Annotated in this window: 17 protein-coding genes; 10 read left to right on the top strand and 7 right to left on the bottom strand. The window is 66.7% G+C overall.

The features are described 5' to 3' along the window. Nucleotides 1-100: 100 nt before the first annotated feature. Nucleotides 101-850: an IclR family transcriptional regulator gene (locus RIT73_RS05495; protein ID WP_309131054.1), complete on the top strand. Its 750-nt coding sequence runs from the start codon at nucleotides 101-103 to the stop codon at nucleotides 848-850. A gap of 8 nt (nucleotides 851-858) precedes the next feature. On the opposite strand, the gene RIT73_RS05500 is transcribed toward RIT73_RS05495, so the two are convergent. Then, entirely contained in the window at nucleotides 859-1,731 is an 873-nt protein-coding gene (locus RIT73_RS05500; RefSeq protein ID WP_309131055.1) for a methylenetetrahydrofolate reductase, read from the bottom strand. 390 nt (nucleotides 1,732-2,121) lie between these two features. Here RIT73_RS05500 and RIT73_RS05505 point away from each other — a divergent pair, with 390 nt between their 5' ends. After that, nucleotides 2,122-3,213, top strand: coding sequence for an aminomethyltransferase family protein (locus RIT73_RS05505; protein WP_309131056.1), 1,092 nt, complete (start codon nucleotides 2,122-2,124; stop codon nucleotides 3,211-3,213). A gap of 171 nt (nucleotides 3,214-3,384) precedes the next feature. Here RIT73_RS05505 and RIT73_RS05510 read toward each other — a convergent pair whose 3' ends face one another. Further along, entirely contained in the window at nucleotides 3,385-4,839 is a 1,455-nt protein-coding gene (locus RIT73_RS05510; protein ID WP_309131057.1) for an APC family permease, read from the bottom strand. A 200-nt stretch (nucleotides 4,840-5,039) separates the two neighbouring features. Here RIT73_RS05510 and RIT73_RS05515 point away from each other — a divergent pair, with 200 nt between their 5' ends. Further along, a complete protein-coding gene (locus RIT73_RS05515; RefSeq protein WP_309131058.1) occupies nucleotides 5,040-6,374 on the top strand; it encodes a potassium transporter TrkG in 1,335 nt (444 codons plus the stop codon). A gap of 113 nt (nucleotides 6,375-6,487) precedes the next feature. After that, entirely contained in the window at nucleotides 6,488-7,222 is a 735-nt protein-coding gene (locus tag RIT73_RS05520) for a TrkA family potassium uptake protein (RefSeq protein WP_309131059.1), read from the top strand. 48 nt (nucleotides 7,223-7,270) lie between these two features. Here the strand turns inward: RIT73_RS05520 and RIT73_RS05525 are convergent, their stop codons facing one another. Then, nucleotides 7,271-8,296 (bottom strand): LacI family DNA-binding transcriptional regulator, encoded by a 1,026-nt coding sequence (locus RIT73_RS05525; RefSeq protein ID WP_309131060.1) that lies wholly within the window; start codon nucleotides 8,294-8,296, stop codon nucleotides 7,271-7,273. 352 nt (nucleotides 8,297-8,648) lie between these two features. Between RIT73_RS05525 and RIT73_RS05530 the strand changes: the two genes are divergently transcribed. The 3 genes from RIT73_RS05530 to RIT73_RS05540 all read left to right on the top strand — a co-directional run bounded on the left by RIT73_RS05530 (nucleotide 8,649) and on the right by RIT73_RS05540 (nucleotide 12,512). Then, the gene (locus RIT73_RS05530; RefSeq protein WP_309131061.1) at nucleotides 8,649-10,010 is read left to right on the top strand and encodes an oligosaccharide MFS transporter; all 1,362 of its coding nucleotides are present in this window, start codon (nucleotides 8,649-8,651) and stop codon (nucleotides 10,008-10,010) included. Between the two features lie 145 nt (nucleotides 10,011-10,155). Further along, a complete protein-coding gene (locus tag RIT73_RS05535) occupies nucleotides 10,156-11,604 on the top strand; it encodes a glycoside hydrolase family 32 protein (protein WP_309131062.1) in 1,449 nt (482 codons plus the stop codon). Continuing rightward, nucleotides 11,601-12,512: a carbohydrate kinase gene (locus tag RIT73_RS05540; RefSeq protein ID WP_309131063.1), complete on the top strand. Its 912-nt coding sequence runs from the start codon at nucleotides 11,601-11,603 to the stop codon at nucleotides 12,510-12,512. The genes RIT73_RS05535 and RIT73_RS05540 overlap by 4 nt, the downstream gene beginning before the upstream one ends. Nucleotides 12,513-12,516: 4 nt before the next feature. On the opposite strand, the gene RIT73_RS05545 is transcribed toward RIT73_RS05540, so the two are convergent. The 3 genes from RIT73_RS05545 to RIT73_RS05555 all read right to left on the bottom strand — a co-directional run bounded on the left by RIT73_RS05545 (nucleotide 12,517) and on the right by RIT73_RS05555 (nucleotide 14,779). After that, nucleotides 12,517-12,813 carry an antibiotic biosynthesis monooxygenase gene (locus RIT73_RS05545; RefSeq protein WP_309131064.1) on the bottom strand — a complete coding sequence of 99 codons (297 nt, stop codon included), beginning with the start codon at nucleotides 12,811-12,813 and terminating at the stop codon, nucleotides 12,517-12,519. Between the two features lie 210 nt (nucleotides 12,814-13,023). Further along, a complete protein-coding gene (gene fmdA / locus RIT73_RS05550) occupies nucleotides 13,024-14,271 on the bottom strand; it encodes a formamidase (RefSeq protein WP_309131065.1) in 1,248 nt (415 codons plus the stop codon). 223 nt (nucleotides 14,272-14,494) lie between these two features. Next, nucleotides 14,495-14,779 (bottom strand): FmdB family zinc ribbon protein, encoded by a 285-nt coding sequence (locus tag RIT73_RS05555; RefSeq protein WP_309131066.1) that lies wholly within the window; start codon nucleotides 14,777-14,779, stop codon nucleotides 14,495-14,497. Nucleotides 14,780-15,001: 222 nt separating this feature from the next. Between RIT73_RS05555 and RIT73_RS05560 the strand changes: the two genes are divergently transcribed. Together RIT73_RS05560 and RIT73_RS05565 are read left to right on the top strand one after the other, a co-directional pair. Further along, the gene (locus RIT73_RS05560) at nucleotides 15,002-15,421 is read left to right on the top strand and encodes a YciI family protein (RefSeq protein ID WP_309131067.1); all 420 of its coding nucleotides are present in this window, start codon (nucleotides 15,002-15,004) and stop codon (nucleotides 15,419-15,421) included. A gap of 66 nt (nucleotides 15,422-15,487) precedes the next feature. After that, the gene (locus RIT73_RS05565; protein ID WP_309131068.1) at nucleotides 15,488-16,717 is read left to right on the top strand and encodes a DUF6596 domain-containing protein; all 1,230 of its coding nucleotides are present in this window, start codon (nucleotides 15,488-15,490) and stop codon (nucleotides 16,715-16,717) included. A gap of 132 nt (nucleotides 16,718-16,849) precedes the next feature. Here RIT73_RS05565 and RIT73_RS05570 read toward each other — a convergent pair whose 3' ends face one another. Next, nucleotides 16,850-18,088, bottom strand: a complete 1,239-nt coding sequence (locus tag RIT73_RS05570) for a site-specific DNA-methyltransferase (RefSeq protein ID WP_309131069.1) — start codon at nucleotides 18,086-18,088, stop codon at nucleotides 16,850-16,852. 37 nt (nucleotides 18,089-18,125) lie between these two features. Between RIT73_RS05570 and RIT73_RS05575 the strand changes: the two genes are divergently transcribed. Beyond that, complete coding sequence (locus RIT73_RS05575) at nucleotides 18,126-19,841, top strand: FAD-dependent oxidoreductase (RefSeq protein WP_309131070.1); 1,716 nt, start codon at nucleotides 18,126-18,128, stop codon at nucleotides 19,839-19,841. Nucleotides 19,842-19,864 lie beyond the last annotated feature (23 nt).

Genomic DNA, 19,864 nt, shown 5'->3' on the forward strand with positions numbered 1-19,864 from the left:
GCGAAGCGGCGACAGGGGCGAGCGCCGGTCATGTAGGGTGAGAGCCGCCGGGGTGCCTGGGTGCGCCGGCGGACCATTGACTTCACGGAGTGCGAGCAGTATGAGCAACGGGACGCAATCGATCGATCGTGCCGCAGAGATCCTGTCCCTGATCATCAAGGCGGACGAGCCGGTGTCCTACACCGAGGTGGTCGAGGCCACCGAGCTGGCCCGGTCGACGGTGTCCCGGCTGCTCTCGGCTCTCGAGCGCAACGGTCTGGTCGAGCGCAACCAGGAGGGTCTCTACCGCGGCGGGTCCCTGTTCGCGACCTACGCCTCTCGCTTCGACCGCGTCGAAACACTGGTGACCGCCGCCGACCCGATCCTGCAGCGTCTGAGCGAGGAGACCGGCGAGACCGTCAACCTCGCCGTGCCGGGCGCGGCCGGAGTCGTGCAGGTCGCGCAGGTCGACTCGACCTACGTCCTCGGCGCCACGAACTGGGTCGACGTCGAGGTCCCACCCCACTGCTCGGCGCTGGGCAAGGTGATGTTCGCCTTTGACGTCATTTCGATCCCGTCGGGTCGCCTCGAACGCCGGACCCCGCACACCCTCGGCTCCCGCAAGGAGCTCATGGAGAACCTCGCCGAGGTGCGCGCCCGGGGATACTCCATCGTGCATGAGGAGTTCGAGGAGGGTCTCGATGCGCTCGCCGCCCCCGTCTACGGAGTCGACGGCACGGTCATCGCCGCAGTCGGCATCTCCGGACCGACCGTGCGGATCGCCGAGAACCACGAGAGCCTCGGCCAGCTCCTCGTCGCCGAGGCGGGACTGCTCTCACGCAGCCTCAAGCGCAAGGTCAACCACCTCTAGGACGAGGCTTAGCGGCGTGATTCGGTGCCGACTTTGAGACCGCCGTCACCGCCGAGCTTGTCGATCTGCTTGCGGCGCCACTCCTCGGTGTCCTTGATCTGATTGAACGTGTAGATGTGCAGGCCGACGACGCCGAGGCTGCGATCGTCGAATACGGACTCGAGCTTGTCGAGGAACTTCTGGGGGTTGTAGCCGCCGGGCTTGGCCATCCGGGCGAAGGTCGCGGTGTTCTTGCGCAGGAACCGCGTCGACTCGCCGACACCGATCTTCGAGGCGATCTTCGCCAGCTTGCCCAGTTCGACCTTTCCAGCCACGCCGAGGTACAGGGGAAGCTCGATTCCGCGCCCCCTCACCCGTTTGAGCCATGCGGAGACGAGAGAGGGTTCGAAGCACAGGTTCGACACCAGATAACTGGCGTAGTCGCGCTTGTCCCACATCGCCTGCACGGTGATGTCATCGGGGATGAGCGGATGGGACTCGGGGTAGGCGGCGACGCCGATATCGGTGAACGGGGCCGCCATGCTGGTCAGGTCCAGGAGCAGGTCATGCGCCCCGCTGTAGCCTCCGACCGGGGGCGTAGCGTCGCCGGCGGGGACGAAGATTCGGCTGATGCCGGCGGTGGTCAGCCGGTCGACGATCTCCTCGAGTTCGGTGCGACCGTGCACCATTCGCGCCGCGATGTGGGGTACGGCGGCGAATCCCAGCGCCTGCAGCTGCTCGGCGGTGCTCAGAGTCGCGTCGAGCGTGAGGCCGGTCGACGCGGTCACGGTGATCACCCGACCGGGTGCGACGTATTCGTGGACGCGTTCGACGATCCCGGTGGTGGGGAGGATCTCGTAGCGGGCGGACTCGAGCAGCTTGCGGATGGTTGTGTCGGACATCCTCGTCTCCTGCAGTGTGTCTGGGCGACAAAGGGCCTTGCCGCGGGATGGTTCTTTGTGGGTAGAAATTATTCGTGCGGACCCTTGCTTCCTCGGTGTGATCAATCCTACACTCGAAGTACCCATATTATGGGAATCCTGTTCCATAATATAGAACTGTTATGCAGGGGGAACACAATGGACAACAACGTCCCATCCGTCGATCAGACCGATAGAGCAGTCCCGATCAATCTTCGCCAGTCAGGGCCCACTCCAGTCGAAATGCTCATCGACACCAGAGTTCGCAAATCTCCTTATTGGGAGCTTTCGGTTCAGCAGGGCTGCTGGCGGGCTTCGATCTACAACCGCATGTACCACCCCCGCGGCTACATTCCGCGGGAAGAGGGCGGCATGATGGCCGAATATCAACCACTGGTCAATGATGTGACCTTGTGGAACGTGGCCGTCGAGCGCCAGATCCAGGTCAAGGGCCCCGACGCCGAGGCGTTCGTCGACTACGTCATCACCCGTGACGCGACGAAGATCCCGGTGATGCGGGCCCGCTACGTCATCCTCTGCAACGAGGCAGGTGGGATCCTCAACGATCCGATCCTGCTCCGGGTCGCAATCGACGAGTTCTGGTTCAGCCTCTCCGACACCGACCTCATGCTGTGGCTCCAGGGCGTCAACGTCGGCAAGAAGTTCGACGTCACCATTCAGGAGATCGACGTCGCACCGGTCCAGGTCCAAGGCCCGAAGTCCGTCGACGTCATCGCCGACCTCGTCGGTGAGGAGGGACGCGAGCTGCCCAGCTACGGACTCATGGAGGCCCAGGTCGGCGGCCACGACGTCATCATCTCGCAGACCGGCTTCACGGGTGAGAAGGGCTACGAGATCTATCTCAAGGATGCGACGAAGTACGCTGAGGACATGTGGAACGCGGTGCTCGAAGCCGGGCAGCCGTACAACCTCCGGGTCGTCGCGCCCAGCCATCACCGCAGGATCGCGGCCGGCATCCTCTCATGGGGCCAGGACATGGATTTCGAGACTCTGCCCTTCCAGGTCAACCTCGGCTACCAGGTGCCGCGGAAGAAGGAGGCTGACTACATCGGCAAAGCACGTCTCGAAGAGGCCCGTGCTCAGCTCGACGCGGGCAACCCGCCGTACCGGACACAGCTCGTCGGACTGCTCCTGGGCGGCAAGCCGATCACGGACTACGCTCCCGACTTCTGGCTGGTCAGCGATTCTCCAGGCAGCGATCCCGTCGGCTATGTGACCTCGCCGTGGTATTCGCCCGAGCTCGAGGCCAACATCGCGATGGCGCACGTGCCGGTCGACTCGTCCGCGCTCGGCACCGAGTTCTGGGTCCAGCTGCCCGACGAATACGCGGACAAGCCGGGTGAGCCCGTCCACGCCGAGGTGGTGGAGATGCCGTTCCGTCCGAGCGTCAATCCCAGCCAGCGTGAGCGCCTGAAGACACGTGGACTCGACGCCGCCGTCTGAGCGCGATGGCCCTACTTCCCACCGGTAGCGCGACACGAACCACCAGTAGCCTCTCTTCGCACAGTTGCAGCAGTGCGAAGAGAGGCTACTGGTGTCTGAGGTGAGAACCGTGCTCGGCGGGGTCGTGCCGGCGCGGCGAACTGGGGCTCTCGCGTCCTGCGCCCCGGCGGGTCAGGCCCTCCGGCGGTCCCGGACCTTGGCGAGGAGCTCCACCTCGGCGTTGGGCCCGGCCTTGACTCCCTTGGGCAGCAGGAACATGAAGACGACGCCGACGAGCATCCAGGCGAAGAACATGATCCACGACTGCGGTGCCAGCTGCGCCGAGACCGGAGTGATCGGCACGTAGAGGATGAACAGGAGGAAGGTGAGGACGACGGAGATGGCGCCGATGATCATTCCGCCGTTGCCCGAGCCGCCGATCCGCAGCGGCCGGTCCATGGTCGGCTCACTCCTGCGCAGGACGAGGAAGGCGACGCTGACGAGGAAGTACGCGATGACGATCGCCGGGGATCCCGCATCGACGATCCAGCCGAGAGCCGTCGGTCCGAGGAACGGCGCCAGGGCCGAGAGCACGCCGATGAAGAGGATCGCGTTGACGGGGGTGCGGTAACGCGGATGCAGCTTTCCGAACCAGGCGGGGATCATTCCGGCGACGGCCATCGCCCACATCAGCCGCGACGATCCCATCAGGAACGCGTTCCACGAGGTGATGATGCCGGCCAGGCCGCCGGCGATGACCAACTTGCCCCAGAAGGCGGAGCCGAACATGGCAGCGAGGGCATCGGCGGTGACCAGTGCGTCGGCGCCCATCTCCGAGGCGGGCATCGCCAGGGAGGTCATGCCGATGATGATGATGTAGAAGACGACTGCCATGAGCACGGAGATGACGACGAGCTTGCCGATCTTGCGAGCGGGCAGATTGATCTCCTCGGCGGACTGAGGGATCACATCGAAGCCGACGAACAGGAACGGGACCACCGCGACGACGGCCATGAATCCGGCCCCTCCGCCGGTGAACAGCGGTTCGGCATTGGCCGCCTCGCCGCCGACCAGTCCGCCGGTCAGGAGCAGGAGGGCGACGATGATGAGGAACGAGACGACGAAGGTCTGCACCAGGGAGGCGATCTTGACGCCCCGGATGTTGATCCAGGCGATGAGGATCGCGGTGACCGTGCCGATGAGAGCCCAGGTCAGGTACACGTCGGAGTCGGCGATCGTCCACAGCTTGATGTGTTCGATGTCGGGAAAGAGGTAGAGGGCCGTGCGCGGGACCGCGACCGCTTCGAACATGACGACGCTGATGTAGCCGCCCGTGATCGCCCAGGACCCGAACAGGGAGACCTTGGGTCCCATCGCCCGGATCAGGTAGTTGTGCTCACCGCCGGCATGCGGCATCGCAGCCACCAGCTCCGAATACACGGTGCCGACGAAGCACATGATGATGCCGCCGACGACGAAGGCGAGGATCGCGCCCATCGTGCCCGCACTGGTGAGCCAGTCGCCCGTGAGAACGACCCAGCCGAATCCGATCATCGCGCCGAAACCGATGAACAGGGCGTCGACGGTGCCCAATGCCTTGACGAAACCGTGGTCCCGGTCATTCGTGGTGGTCTGCGGCTGACTCATGATGTGCCTTTCATAGCGCCGGTGAGATGAAGGTCTCAGCTGCGCCCGGTGCTCCGAGCGGCGCTGCGACGAATCGAGCTGTGCGGTGTCCGGCGAGCGAATTCCTCGCTCCTCGAACAGTGCTGAATGGAACAGTAGCAGGACTCTGAGAGTTACCTGGCAGTCGCCGTCGATTGTGCGCAAAGTGTTAGGTTTCCTCTGTGCACAGCACTCATCGCAATGCCATCGGCCGAGTGGTCGCTGGCTATCTGTCCGCTCTCGTGCTCGGGACCGGCCTCCTCATGACACCCGCAGCCACCGTCGCACCGGGCGGCATCTCACTGCTGTCGGCGCTCTTCACCGCCACCTCGTCCCTGAGCGTGACGGGGCTCGTCGTCCTCGACACCGGCAGTGATTTCACGTTCTTCGGACAGATCGTCATCCTCGCCCTCATCCAGGTCGGCGGCCTCGGCGTCGTCCTCCTCACCACACTGCTCGCCCTGGTCGTCGCCGGCCGGGCGGGCTTCCGGCTCCGCCAGTCGGTGGCGACGGAGACGAAGAGCGGCACCATCGGAGGGATCAAGTCGATGGTGCTGCGCATCGTCGGACTCACGCTGGTGGTCGAACTCGCGGTCGCCTCGGCGCTCTTCCTGCGCTTCCTCCTCCACTACGACGAAGCTCCGGCCCGGGCAGTCTGGGACGCGGTCTTCCATGCGATCTCCGCGTTCAACAACGCAGGATTCGCACTCCGCAGCGACAGTCTGATGGAATTCGTCACCGATCCATTCATCTGCGGTCCGATCGCTGCGGCCGTCATCGTCGGAGGGCTCGGCTACCCGGTGCTCATCGAGCTCCTCCATCGCTACCGGCTTCCGCTGACGTGGAGCATGACGACCCGCGCTGTCGTCGTCTTCGCTCCGGTGCTGCTCATCGGCGGTACGGCATTCATCGCCGCGATCGAATGGAACAGCCCCGGAACCCTGGGTCCGCTCGACTGGTGGGGGAAGATCCAGGCCGCGGCATTCCAGTCCACGATCACCCGCACCGCCGGGTTCAACTCCGTCGACATCGCGCAGATGCACCCGGTGACCTGGTTCGGAATCGAAATCCTCATGTTCATCGGTGGCGGGCCTGCGGGTACCGCCGGGGGTGTGAAGATCACGACGGTGCTCGTCATCGGGGCCATGGCATGGACGGAGGTCACCGGCGGGCGGGCGGTCAACCTGCTCGGGCGACGGATCTCGCGGTCCGTCCACCGGCAGGCGACGACGGTCATCATCCTGGCCATGGGGCTGATCGTCGCGGTGACCATGGTCATCATGCTCGACGCCCCTGAACTCGGATTCGACCGGATCCTCTTCGAGGTCGTCTCCGCGTTCGGCACCGTGGGTCTGAGCACCGGGATCACCGCTGATCTGCCCCCGCTGAGCCAGGCGGCCATCATCCTCACCATGGCCGCGGGCCGGCTGGGCCCGGTCACCGTCGCCTCGGCGCTGGCCCTGCGTTCGCGGCCCGTGCGCTATGAACTGCCGAAGGAGCGACCGCTCATCGGCTGAGGCACCCGTACCCACTTCGCCCTCTCGTGGGGAACTGATACCCCCTCGTGGGGACCTGATACCCCCTCATGGGGACCTGATGCCCCTGACGGGGACCTGATGGAAGGACTGCAATGAACGAGAAATCCTGGTTGGCGCGACCGGCCGCCTTCTTCGCCGGCGACCCCAAGCCGATGGGGCGGGAGGGAGCCGTGGCCGTGATCGGGCTCGGCCGGTTCGGGGGATCGCTGGCGCGCGAGCTCGCGTCGCACGGAGTCGACGTCATCGGCATCGACATCGCCGAGGCGGCCGTCGAGGAATTCGCGGACTCGCTGGCCTATGCCTCGCGTGCCGACGCCACCGACGAGGTGGTGCTCCGTCAGCTCGGCGTCGACGAGGTCAGCCGTGTCGTCATCGCCATCGGCAGCGACCTGCAGGCGAGCATTCTCGTCGCCTCGCGGATCCTCAAACTCGGCAACCGCCACATCTGGGCGAAGGCGATCAGCGAACCCCACGCCGAGATCCTCCACCAGATGGGCATCGACCATGTGGTGAGGCCGGAGAACGACATGGGCAAGCGGCTCGCCCACCTCATCCGCGGGCACATCTCCGACTTCCTGCCGATCGACGAGGACTTCGTTCTCGCCCGCACGAAGACGCCGGTGCGGATCGCCGATGTCCCGCTGGCCTCGTTCGGGGTGCGCACGAAGTACTCGGTGACGATCGTCGCGTTCAAGCGCAACGGCACCGAGCATTGGGACATCACGGACCCCGAAGTGGTTCTCTACGCCGAGGACGAGATCCTCGTCGCGGGTCATCCGCGGAAGGTGGAGGCCTTCAGCGAGCTCGACAAAGACCCCGAGAGGTAGACCCGCGGGCGCCGAGCCGATCGCCTCGGCTGCCGCAGCCATGCCCCCTCAGCCGAGGGTGCGCACCGATTCGCGGACGATGAGCGGCATCGGCACGAGCGTCTGGCCGAGTTCCCGGTCGCCGAGCACCATCTCCACACCGAGGCGGGCCATCTCCTCGTAGGGAAGGCGGGCAGTCGTCAGGCCGGGCCTCTGATATCCGGCGAGCTCCTCGTCGTCGAAGGAGACGACGGAGAGATCCTCGCCGACGCGCAGCCGCCGCTCGGCGGCCGTCTGGTAGATGCCGAAAGCGGTGTTGTCATTGCCCGCGATGAGCGCGGTGAGGTCGGGGTGCGCGTCGAGCAGACGGGCCGAGTGCTCGCGTCCGACCTCTGGGCTCCAGTCCGGCACGTCGGTTCTCACCGGTGTGACCCCGGCTTCGTCCATCGCCTCCGACATTCCGGCGAACCGTTCGGCGATGGTGATCGATCGGCGGGGATCCCCCGCGACCTGAGGGAGGTCGCCGATGATGCCGATGCGGCGGTGCCCGCGCTCGATGAGGTGACCGGCGACCTCTGCCCCGGCAGCACGCTCATCGGGAAGGATGCTCGCGTGCCCCTCCGGCGACGCGCCGTTGACGACGACGAGAGGCAGCTGTGTGTCCGGCACCGGCGGAACATCGATCATCCGCGCCGTCATCAGCCCGATGAGCAGGGCGTCGACCCGTCGATCGGTCATCTCCTGCACGGCCTGGGTGAGGTCGTCGCTGCCCCCGGTCTCGGTCATCAGCACGGTGTGGTCGCGGGCTCTGGCGGCGTCGAGGACCCCGCGGATCATCGCCGAGGCGTAACGGGTGATGGTCACCTCGTCCGAGACGAAGCCGATCGTCCGCGTCCGGCCCAGGCGCAGACTCTGGGCGGCCGGATTGGGGCGGTAGCCGAGCTCGGCAGCGGCGGCACGGACACGGTCGGCCGCCTCGGCGGAGAGTCGGGAACCGGGACGGTTATTGAGGATCATGCTCACCGCGGCGGTCGACATCCCCGAGAGCCGGGCGACGTCGGCGAGAGTGGGCCGACGGGCGGCGGGTGGAGCCACGGGTCCTCCTCGAATCGATGGGTCTCACGCTCACCTTAGCGAGCCGGTCGGCCCGCTGCTGACGAGCTGTCCGGAAGCCGGGCGGCCCGCTGCTGACGAGCTGTCCGGAAGCCGGGCGGCCCGCTGCCGACGAGCTGCCCGGAAGTGGGTCGGCCCACTGCCGATGAGCTGCACTGGGGGCGGGGCGGTGAACCGAGCGTGACGAGCGGGTGAACGCGGCCGTTGACCTACTTCCGGCTCACGTGTTAACTTACCAGTGCTAAAAGCTTTTAGCATATGACCGGCTCGATACGGCTCCGACACTCCGGGAAGGTGTCCTGGGCTGACTCGCAAGACCAATGGAGGTCTCGACATGTCTTTCAATCTGAAGGTCTTCCGCAACGGCGCGTACCTGCAGAGCTCAGCGACGCTGCTCCTCTTCTTCGGATCCTGGGGAGTCTGGTGGTCGTTCTTCCAGATCTGGCTGACGAGTGAGGAATCCGGCCTCGGGCTCAACGGCGAGCAGGTCGGAACCCTGTACGCCGCGAACTCCTTCGCGACCCTCGTCGTGATGTTCCTCTACGGCACGATCCAGGACCGGCTCGGCCTCAAGCGCCAGCTCGTCATCCTCGCCTCTCTTGCGATGGCGTGCACCGCACCCTTCGTCATCTTCGTCTACGAGCCGCTGCTGCGGAACAACTTCGCGATCGGCGTCTTCGTCGGCATTCTCTTCCTGCCGATCGGCTACACCGCTGCCGCCGGGCTGCTCGAAGCCGTCTCCGAGAGGATGAGCCGCACCTACGGCTTCGAGTACGGCCAGGCCCGCAGCTGGGGATCGCTGGGCTACGCGGTGGCCGCCCTCCTCGCCTCCTTCCTCTTCACCGTCGATCCGATGCTCAACTTCGTCGCGGGTTCGGTCTTCGGCGTCATCTGCCTCCTCGTGCAGCTCTTCTGGCGGACGGACAGGGTTCCGCTGGCACCCGGTCACAGCGACCACCCGAAGACGCCGAGCTTCACCGAGATGGCAGCGGTGCTGAAGATGAAGAGCGTCTGGCAGATCGTCATCATCGTCATCTGCTCCTGGACGTTCTACAACCTCTACGACCAGCAGATGTTCCCGGACTTCTACACGCATCTGTTCGCCGAGGAGGAGGCCGGGCAGCGCACCTATGGTGTCCTCAACTCGATCCAGGTGTTCGTTGAGGCGGGCTGCATGATGCTCGTGCCGATCCTGATGCGGAAGGTGGGGGTGCGCAACATCCTCCTGCTCGGCATCGCAGTGATGGCCCTGCGGATCCTCGGCTCCGCCGTCTTCGACGATCCGGTCATCGTCTCCGGTGTGAAGATGATGCACGCGATCGAGGTGCCGCTGTTCATCCTCGGCATCTTCCGCTACATCACCCTCCACTTCCCGGCCAACCTCTCGGCAACGATGTACCTCGTCGCCTTCGAGGTGTCCGCGCAGGTCGGCAACATGCTCCTCGCCCGCCCCTTCGGCGCGGTGCGCGACGCCATCGGCTATCAGCCGACGTTCTACATCATCTCCGCCCTCGTGCTCGGAGCCGGGATCTGGGCCCTGTTCGTGCTCAAGCGCGACGACCAGCAGGTCGTCGGCGACCCGTTCGTGCGGGATCCATGGCGGAAGACCCGAGGCGCTGCCGACTCGCGCGGAAGCGTCGACCAGGACGACAGCGCAGGCCCGCTCGACGAGGCGCCTCCGGAGCGAGTCGATTGACCACCGCCGATCGAAAGAGTTCCCGGCATCGGCCGCCTCGGCGCTGCCTCACCGGGCACCGGTACCCGGGAATGAGACCACCGGGCGGTGGTGTACGTTTGAACCGTTTGCCCGGACCGATCCGACGATGCCAGAGCTTGGAGCCATGACACGCCTGCACTACTCGCCACCCCGCAACTGGGTGAATGACCCCAACGGACTGGTCCATCATAAGGGCCGCTACCACCTCTACTTCCAGTACAACCCCCTCGGCGTCGAGCACGACAACATGAGCTGGGGCCACGCTTCGAGTCCCGATCTCCTCGAGTGGGACGACCATCCGGTGGCGATCGGCTTCGACGACGAGGAGCAGGTGTTCTCCGGCTCGATCGTCGTCGACCACGAGAACTCCACAGGCTTGGGCACAGTGGAGGAGCCGGCTCTCATCGCCTTCTACACCTCTCACTCGAAGACACAGAGCCTGCAGACGCAGTCGATCGCCTACAGCCTCGACGACGGGCTGACCTGGACGAAGTACTCCGGCAACCCGATCCTCGACCGTGGTTCGGAGAACTTCCGCGATCCCAAGGTCATCCGCTGCACGGGCGCCGAGGAGACGTACTGGGTCATGGTCGCCGTCGAGGCAGAGGACCGGCAGGTCGTGTTCTACCGTTCGGACGACCTGCTGCACTGGACGCACCTCTCCACCTTCGGACCCGCCGGAGCCGTCGGCGGGGTCTGGGAATGCCCGGACCTGTTCCCGCTGCGGGTGGAGGGGACGGACGAGACCCACTGGGTTCTGCTCGTCAGCCTCAACCCCGGCGGCATCGCGGGCGGCTCCGGGACGCAGTGCTTCCTCGGCGAGTTCGATGGTCGGACCTTCACTCCGCACACGGACTTCCCGCTGACACAGTCCGCGGACGATGCGGGGATGCGCAGGCTCGACTGGGTCGACTACGGGCGCGACTGCTACGCCGGGGTCACGTTCGCGGGGCTGCCGGACGAGGAGCGGACACTCATCGCCTGGATGAGCAACTGGGACTATGCCAAGCAGATGCCCGTCGACGAGGGTGCGCCGCAGCGCGGGAGCATGACTCTGCCCCGGCGGCTGTCGCTCGTCGACGTCGACGGCCGCCTGCGGCTGCGGCAGGTTCCGGTGGCACCCTCCGTGGTGGAGGGCGCTCGACTCGAGGAGCTTGAGGTCACGCAGAAGTCCCACCTGCCGGTGGCTGTGCCGGACGCCGGGCGTCTCGAGTTCGCGATCTCCCTGGGGGAGGCCTGCGGGTTCGAGATCGGTCTGGAGGGCGAGGACGAGGCGCGAGTGGTGCTCGCCTACGACGCTCAGGCCGAGGAACTGTCGGTGGACCGGCGGGCAAGCGCCGCCGGACTGCCGGCCGAATTCGCCAGTGCAGAACGGATGCCTGTGGCGGCCGCACCCGTGATCACCCTGACCCTGTGGCTGGATCGCCGAGCTGTGGAGATCTACGCCGAGAACGGGACGCGGGTCCTCACCGACCTCATCGGCTCACTGCGGTCGCCGCAGCTGAGTCTGGCAGGCATCGGGGGAGCGGTGCGGCTCGAGAGCCTCGTCGTCGGATCCGTGGTGGGCACATGAAGCCGCGCGCCGTTGTGGTCGGCGAAGCGCTCGTCGACGTCGTCGGCGACGACGCCTATGTCGGCGGTTCGCCGCTCAATGTCGCCGTCGGGCTGTCCCGCCTCGGCGTGGCCGCGTGCCTCCACGCCCGAGTCGGCGACGACGATCATGGCGCGCTCATCGCCTCCCACCTCGACGAGGCGGGCGTCGAGCGCTGTCCGACCTTCGTGGATTCGGGGCGCACCTCAACGGCTGCCGCGACCGTCGAGGCCGACGGCTCGGCCAGCTACGAATTCGACCTCGACTGGCGGATCGACGAGCCGGACGTGTCGGAGGCGACTCTCGTCCACACCGGTTCGATCGCCGCAGTGCTCGAACCCGGCGGTTCCGTGGCCCGCGCCGCGATCCGCGCGGCGGGCCCGGCGACGCTGCGCAGCTTCGACCCGAACATCCGCGCCGACATCATGGGCGACGCCGGCCGGGCCCGGCGCCTGATCTGCGACCTCGCAGCCGTGTGCCATGTGGTCAAACTCAGCGACGAAGACGCCGCCTGGCTCGGAGTCGAGACCGGGCAGACCGCCGAGGAGGTGCTGCGTTCCATCTCCGACTCCGGTGCGAGACTCGCGGTGATGACCCGCGGCCGGAACGGGTGCATGGCGATCGTCGACGGCGCTGCCGTCGAGAGGCCCGCGTATCCGGTTGAGCTCGTGGACACGATCGGCGCCGGCGATGCCTTCATGTCCGGACTGCTGTTCGGGATCGTTCGCGACGGCATCGACCGGCACCTCGTCGAAGGCAGGAGCCTGGGGCCAGAGGAGATCGTTCGAGTGCTCGACACTGCGCTGGCCAGCGCGGCGATCGCGGTCTCCCGCAGCGGAGCGCAACCGCCGAGCCCCGATGAGCTCGACGGGCTTCTCGGTCGCGGGTGACCGCTCAGTCGCCGAGGTCGACGACTTCGAATTCGAGGAGATCGGCGGCTTCGGAGACGGGCTTCTGGCCGGTGCTCTCGTGGGAGGACTGGCGATTGGCCTTCCAGTTCTCGAAGTCTTCGCGGGTGGCCCACTGGGTGTAGACGAAGTAGCGGTCGCCGCCGGCCACCGGGCGCAGCAGCTGGAAGCCTTCGAAGCCGGGAGCGCTGTCGACGGAGTGCTTGCGGGCCGCGAAGCGCTTCTCCAGTTCGGCGCGGGCCGGTTCGGGGACAGAGAGGGTGTTGATGGCGACGATGGACATGTTTCGCTCCTAGTTCGGTGACGTGGTCGAGTGTGATCAAGGGACCGACCGCCGGCTGCTGACCGGCAGGTCGGTCCCTCCGACCGTGTCGAGCCTACGACGCGAATCTGAATCCGGCCTGAAGCGTCCACGTGCTCGACTGTCCGGATTCAGCGCGAGGATCGGGCAGGCTCACCGCGAAGACGGGGCGCTGTCCCCACGATTTCGAACCTACGCCGAGTGCGGCGCCCCCATGCCCGGGTCGATCTGGACCGGGCCATCCGCCGAGGGCGTGACGTCGAAGTCGAACATCGCGGTCGGCAGGTACACCGTGGCGCAGGCGTTTGGGATGTCGACGACCCCGGAGAAGCGCCCCTCGATCGGGGCGGCTCCGAGCAGCAGGTACGCCTGCTCCGGGCTGTAGCCGAACTTCGTCAGGTAGTCGATCGCGTGCAGACAAGCGCGCTGATAGGCCAGGTGCGAATCGAGATAGCGCTGTTCGCCGTCGAGGGTCACCGAGGTGCCGGAGAATGCGAGCCACTCCGAGTACTGCGGGTCCGTGTTGCCGGGCTGGAAGATCGCATTCTCGGACACGCCATAGGTCTCCATCCCGCCCTTGATGATGTCGACGCGGATGTCGAGGTATCCGCCCATCTCGATGCCGCCGCAGAAGGTGATCTCGCCGTCGCCCTGGCTGAAGTGGAGGTCACCGGCGGAGAAGTTCGCCCCGTCGACGAAGACCGGATAGAACACCCGGGTTCCCTTGGTCAGGTTCTTGATGTCCTGGTTGCCGCCGTTCTCCCGCGGGGGAGCCGTGCGTGCTCCTTCGGCCGCCACCCGGTCGAAGTCATCCCCGGTCAGGGAGCCGAGGATGGCGCCGTTCGGCTCGGGCGGAAGGGCCAGCGGCGGTTCGCGGTCGGGGTCGGTGGCGATGAGTGCGGCTTCGCGGGTGTTCCACTTGCCCAGCATGTCCTTGCTCGGGGCGGTGCCCATGAGTCCGGGGTGGACGATGCCGGTGAATGACACGTGCGGAACGTGGCGCGAGGTCGCCTTGCCGCCGCTGAAGTCCCAGACCGCTTTGTAGGCGTCGGGGAATTGGTCGACGAGGAACGATCCACCGTTCTTCTTCGCGAAGATACCCGTGTAGCCCCAGCCCTGGCCGGCCAGGGGACCTTCTTCCTGGGGGATGGGCCCGACGTCGAGGATGTCGACGATGAGCAGGTCGCCAGGCTTCGCACCTTCGACCGCGACGGGTCCGGACAATGCGTGGACGATGTCGACGGGAGCGTCCCTGATGTCGTCGGCGCTGTCGTCGTTCTTGATGAAGCCGTCGAACCATTCCCGGCAGTCCAAGCGGAAGGAGTCACCCGGCTTCACATGGACTGCGGCAGGGATGTCCGGGTGCCACCGGTTGTGACCGGTGATCTCCTGCTCCGTGAACGGTTTGGTCGAATCGAGTGGAAACACGACGTCTGGCATGGGGAATCCCTTTCATAGTGTCGGCATTGCATGCGGTCGGTGCTGATCGAGGTAGTGCTGATCGCTGTGGTGCTGATCGCTGTGGTGCTGACCGCGGTGGAACTGTGGGGTGGCGCGGATCGAGACGGTGGTGCGGATCGAGAGGGCGGTGGGGATCGAGACGGTGGTGCGGATCGAGAGGGCGGTGGGGATCGAGACGGTGGTGCGGATCGAGCGGCGGATCTCAGGCCCGCGGCAGCTTCGCATGGCGAGGGTCGCGACTCACGGGGCGCGGGCGGCGCCGTGAACCGGGCAGCTGTGAGACCACGCCAGGAGTCTCGGCGGTCTTCTTGGTGGCGTCGATGAGTCGATGCGCCGTGCTCGCGCCGGCGCCGAGGTGGGGCGCCGCGAAGACGGTCGTGGCCGTGGCTCGGCACTCGGGGCAGGGGATCGTACTGGGCTTGTCGCTGATGGGAAATGACTGCTCGATGTCCCCGCAGGTTCTGCATCTGTAGGTGTATGTCGGCACTGCATCACTCCTGGGTGGACGGCGAGGGGAAAGATAAGCCTCAATGCATTCCTACACCCTGACCAGGAAAGATATCAAGGGCGCCGCGAAGATCAGAACTTTCTCGAAAAGAACTCGTCCGACCTGTCGATTGGGCGGTCGCTGTGTCGTCATAGGGGCGCAGGAGGCAGATCCGCCTCCTTGCTAAGCTCAACGCCACAACGAGAAAGTGCAGGAACGATCATGCGATACACACTGCTGATGCACTACCCGGAACCCAAGGAAGGCGAGTTGGAGCTCCCTCCCGAGGCGATGCAGGAGGCTCAGGCGCAGATGTCGGCCTACGTCACCGCGCTGCACCAGGCCGGAGTCCTCCTGTCTGCCGAGGTGCTCTCACCCTCTCCGCTGACGACCACCCTGACGATGGTCGACGGCTCCGTTCAGGTCAAGGACGGCCCGTTCGCGGACACGAAGGAGCAGTTGGGCGGCACATTCGTCATCGATGTCGACGACCTCGACGCTGCGATCGAATGGGCTCGCCAAGCACCTCCGCTGCAATGGGGCGCCATCGAGATCCGACCCGGTGCGACTCATGTCGTCGACGGGAACTGGACGATGGGAGAGCAGAGCCCCGACAGGTGCCCATCCGCCCCCGCTGAATAGCGGACCCGGCACACGGATCACGCCGATGACGATGCACGAGGAGCCGAGGTCGGAACCGGAGGTGGGATGACAGATCCCGTGCACGAGGTGCTCGCGGTCGCGGCCAGGGAGTCGCGGCCGCGCATCATCGCGCTCCTGGCCTCGGCCGACGGGGATGTCGAGCTCGCCGAGGATGCGGTGGCGACGGCCTTCGAACGGGCGCTGATCCGGTGGCCGGAGGCCGGGATTCCCGGCAACCCGGGAGGCTGGCTGCTCACCGTCGCGCGCAACCACCAGCGTGACGTGTGGAAGTCACCCGCCCACCGCCGGCGAACCGAATTCGACGAGGCCTGGATGAACGCCGACTCAGCCGAGGCGAGGGCTGACGAAATCGGGGCCGAGGAGATCGAGGACCGCCGCCTGTCCCTGCTCTTCGTCTGCGCCCACCCGGCGATCGACCCCGCGGTGCGGACTCCGCTGATGCTGCAGGTCGTCCTCGGATTCGAAGCCGCCGACATCGCCCGCGCCTTCGCCGTCACACCGGCGACGATGGCTCAGCGGCTCGTGCGCGCCAAACGTCGGATCCGGGATGCCCGGATCCCTTTCGTCGTGCCCTCCCTGAGTGACCTTCCCGACCGCCTCGGCGCTGTCCTCGAAGCCGTCTACGGGTGTCTCGCGATCGCGTGGGCGGAGAGCCCGGACATCGACCTGGCCGAGTCGATGGGGCATGAAGCCCTGTTCCTCGCCCGCACCCTCACCCAGCTCCTCGAGACCGAGCCGGAGGTCCACGGCCTCGCCGCGCTCGTGGCGTTCTCGCTCTCCCGCGCACCGGCGCGGAGAGGAGACTATCTGCCGGTCGAGGACCAGGACCCGTCCACCTGGAATCGGGAACTCATCGCCGAGGCCGAGGCCCACCTGCGCCGTGCCCTGGCCATCGAGCGCCCCGGTCGTTTCACCCTGGAAGCGGCGATGCAGGCGGTGCACGCGGATCGTGCCCGCACCGGCCGGACGGATTGGCCCGCGCTCCTGGTCCTGGTCAACGCACTCCTGGTGCTGGCGCCCTCGCTCGGGGCGCAGGTCGCACGGGCCGCGATCACCCTGCGCACGCATGGACCCGAAGAGGCGTCGGCCCTCCTCGGTGAGCTGTCGGAGGATCCCGCGTGTGCTCTTTTCCAGCCCTATTGGGCCACCCTCGCCGAGGTGGCGCGCCGGTCCGGTCGGAGGGCGGAGGCAGCGGAAGCCTATCGGAAGGCGATCGCACTGACCTCGGACGAGCGCAGCGCGGCGTGGCTGAGGCGACGGGAGGCGAGCCTCTGAGCGGCAATCCCCGGGTCGGCGTGCTCCGCCCCGAGGATTTCCAGGGAGGAAATGGTCGATTTCGCCGGTCGATTTCGACCTTTTGCTACCGGGAAATCTTCCTCCCGCGGAATCGTCATCCCGGGGGAATCGTCATCCCGGGAAATCGCTGACCGTGAGTTCCTCGAACGACAGCTCCGGTGCGTGTCTGGCGCCAGCGCGGCGAATCCTCTCGGCGGTCAGGTCGCTGATGGTGCGGAAACGTCGCTGACCTCGGGATTCACCTGCGTTCAGGTCGTCAACCGCATCCATCTCGCCCACCAGGACTCGTGTCCGCAACGGCTCCGGAGTCTGCACGAGAATGAATGTCCGGCTGCCCTCGTCGCGCTCATTCGCCGCCATCACCGCCTGCGCAGTGGTGCCGGAGCCCGCGAAGAAGTCGAGGACGATCGCATCCGGGTCGAAGAATGTCTGCGATGCCACCAGTGTCTTCACCAGCTCGACCGGTTTGGGATAGCTGAAGATCCCGGCCAGCCCCAGCTCGTCGAGGTCGTTCTGCCCGCCCAGGGCCTTGATGATCGAGTAGAGCTTCGAGCTCGCCTTCTCCGCCGGAGTCACCCGCACCACGGCGTGCTTCCCGTCCTCACCCCAGGGCCGCAGGATGTACTCCCCCGAGTCCAGCTTCGCGTCCACCTCGGCGAGCTTCTTGGGGCCTTTGACCTTGAGGATGTCCTCGTACATGAGGCGTCGCTCCTGCCCACGGGCGTAGCGGCCGAACCCGGCGCGCAGCACATCCGTCTCGACGAGCATCCGCCTGCCGTCGATGACCTCGAGCTTCGCGGGAGCCTTCTTCTCGGTGAGGAACGGGCCCACCTGTTCGGCGTCCTTGCCCCAGACGTGGATGTAGTCGTGGCCGCGGACGAACGAGGGCGAGTTCCCGCCGCCCTTCGCGCGCTGATGGATGAGGGTGCCGAGCGAGTTCTCCTCGCCGAAGATCTCGTGCCCGAGCAGCTGCGCCCACGCGCTCTCACCGTCGTCGAGGTGGAGGAAGAGCACACCGTCATCGCTCATGAGTTCGCGCGCGAGGAGGAGCCGCGGAGTCATGAAGCTCAGCCAGCTCGCGTGATCGTGACCGTGGTCCTTGTACGCCAGCGCACTGCCCGTGTTGTACGGCGGATCGATGTAGACGACTTTGACCCGACCGCGGTGCGTGGCCAGGAGCGCGGTGAGCGCGGGCAGATTGTCACCGACGATGAGGAGGTTCTCGTCGGTGCCCGGGGCACAGCGCTCACCTCGGCGAAGGAGGTGGGTAGTGGACGACGTGGCCGAGATCGACTCCTGCCCGAGGGCGAATGCGGCGGCTTTGCCGGGCCAATCCAGGGTGGTCGTCATCCTTCTCCTCGCCGCCGATCGGTGCCAAGATTGCTGTATGAGTATCGCACGAGTGGCAGTGGTGGGCGCGGGGCTCGTGGGCCTGGCCCTCGCCCGCGAGATCGCCGACAGGCTCCCCGAGGCGCAGGTCACCGTCTTCGACAAAGAGGACCGGATCGCGGCCCATCAGAGTGGACACACCTCGGGCATCGTCGACTCGGGCCTCGAGGAGGTGCCCGGCTCCCTCGGCGCCGCCGTCTCCCGCCGAGGTGTGGAGAAGTTGGTCCCCTACGTCAGCGAACGCGGCATCCCCTACCGCGAGTGCGGGCAGCTGTTCGTCGCCCAGGACGCCGACGACGCCGACCGCCTGGAGGAGATGCTCGCCCGCGCCGCGGCGAACGGGATCCCCGGAGTGCGGCTGCTCGACCGCGGCCAGATGCGCGAGATCGAACCCCATGCCCGGGGCGTGCTCGCCCTGTACTCACCGCACACCGCGGTCATCGACTATCCCGCCCTCGCCGAGGCGCTCGCCTCCGACGTCCGAGCCGCGGGCGGTGAGTTCCGCCTGAGCACCGAGGTCACTGGCATCGACGTCATGGCCGACGAGGTGCGGCTGCGGGCGCGATCCGTGAGCTCCGGGGCCGGTGAGGCGACGTCCGATGAGGCCGGGAGCGAGGACACGAAGGGCGGAGCGGAGGATGTCCGGGTCGACCCGGAGGATGAGAGGTCCGACGCCGATGACATTCACGTCGAGCCGGGGGACGTGCGGGCGGATCGCGGCGTTGACGAGCATCTTGACGAGCAGGTTCGGGAGGTGCCGCACACCTACCGCGGACGCGACGCGGACCCGGTGATCGGGCTCGGCGACGAGCTGCGCAGCCGGTTCGGCGAAAAGGACTGGTTCAAGCAGGTGGAGGATACGCTCGACCGCTGGGGTGAGAAGATCTCCGGCGCGGGTCACGGCACCGGAACCAGTGAGGATTCGGACACCCGCCGGGACTCAGACGCCGGGCGCGTCGGCCGGGACTCAGGCGCAGAGTTCGGGCGGACTCACGATGCCGGACACGGCACCGACGACGTGCGACCCGCACCGCAGGCCGCTCAGCCGCGCAGCCGGTCGTCCCGGATCCCGGATGAGGATGCCGGGTCTTTCGACCTCGTTCTCGTTTGCGCCGGCCTTCACGCGGACCGGCTGGCCGAAGCTGCCGGGCTCGACCCCGAACCCCGGATCGTGCCGTTCACCAGCGACTGGTTCGTCGCGTCCGAACCCGACGCCGATGCGGTCCACGGAATCATCAGCTCCGTCCCGGACCCGAAGGCACCGCTGACGAGGACCACCCTCGCCAGAACGGTCAGCGGAACCCTGCTGCTGGGGCCGAACACCTACCCGTCACTCGGCCGTGAGGCGTACGAACGGCGAGATGTGAACTTCGGCGACCTCAGCTCGACTCTCGGGTTCAAAGGGTTCTGGAAGTTCGCCTCGCAGAATGCGAAGACCGCGGTGCGCGGAGCGAAGTCCGTGGTCAGCACCTCGGCGTTCGTCGAGGGCGTGCAACGATTCGTGCCGGAGATCAAGGCCGGTGCGGTGAAGCCGGGGCCGCGCGGAGTCCACGCCCAGACCATCGACTCGGCAGGCGAACTGCGCGACGAGCTCATCGTCACCACGCGCGGGAGGCTGACCGAGGTGAGGAACGTCCCGGGGTGGGGAGCCACCTCGGCGCTGGCTGTCGCCGAGCACGTCGCCGATCAGGCTCTGCGCGCCTACACCCGCTGATCCCCTCACTGCGCGCCTACACC

It is taken from the genome of Brevibacterium sp., assembly GCF_031179145.1.
In the GTDB taxonomy this organism is placed as follows: domain Bacteria; phylum Actinomycetota; class Actinomycetes; order Actinomycetales; family Brevibacteriaceae; genus Brevibacterium.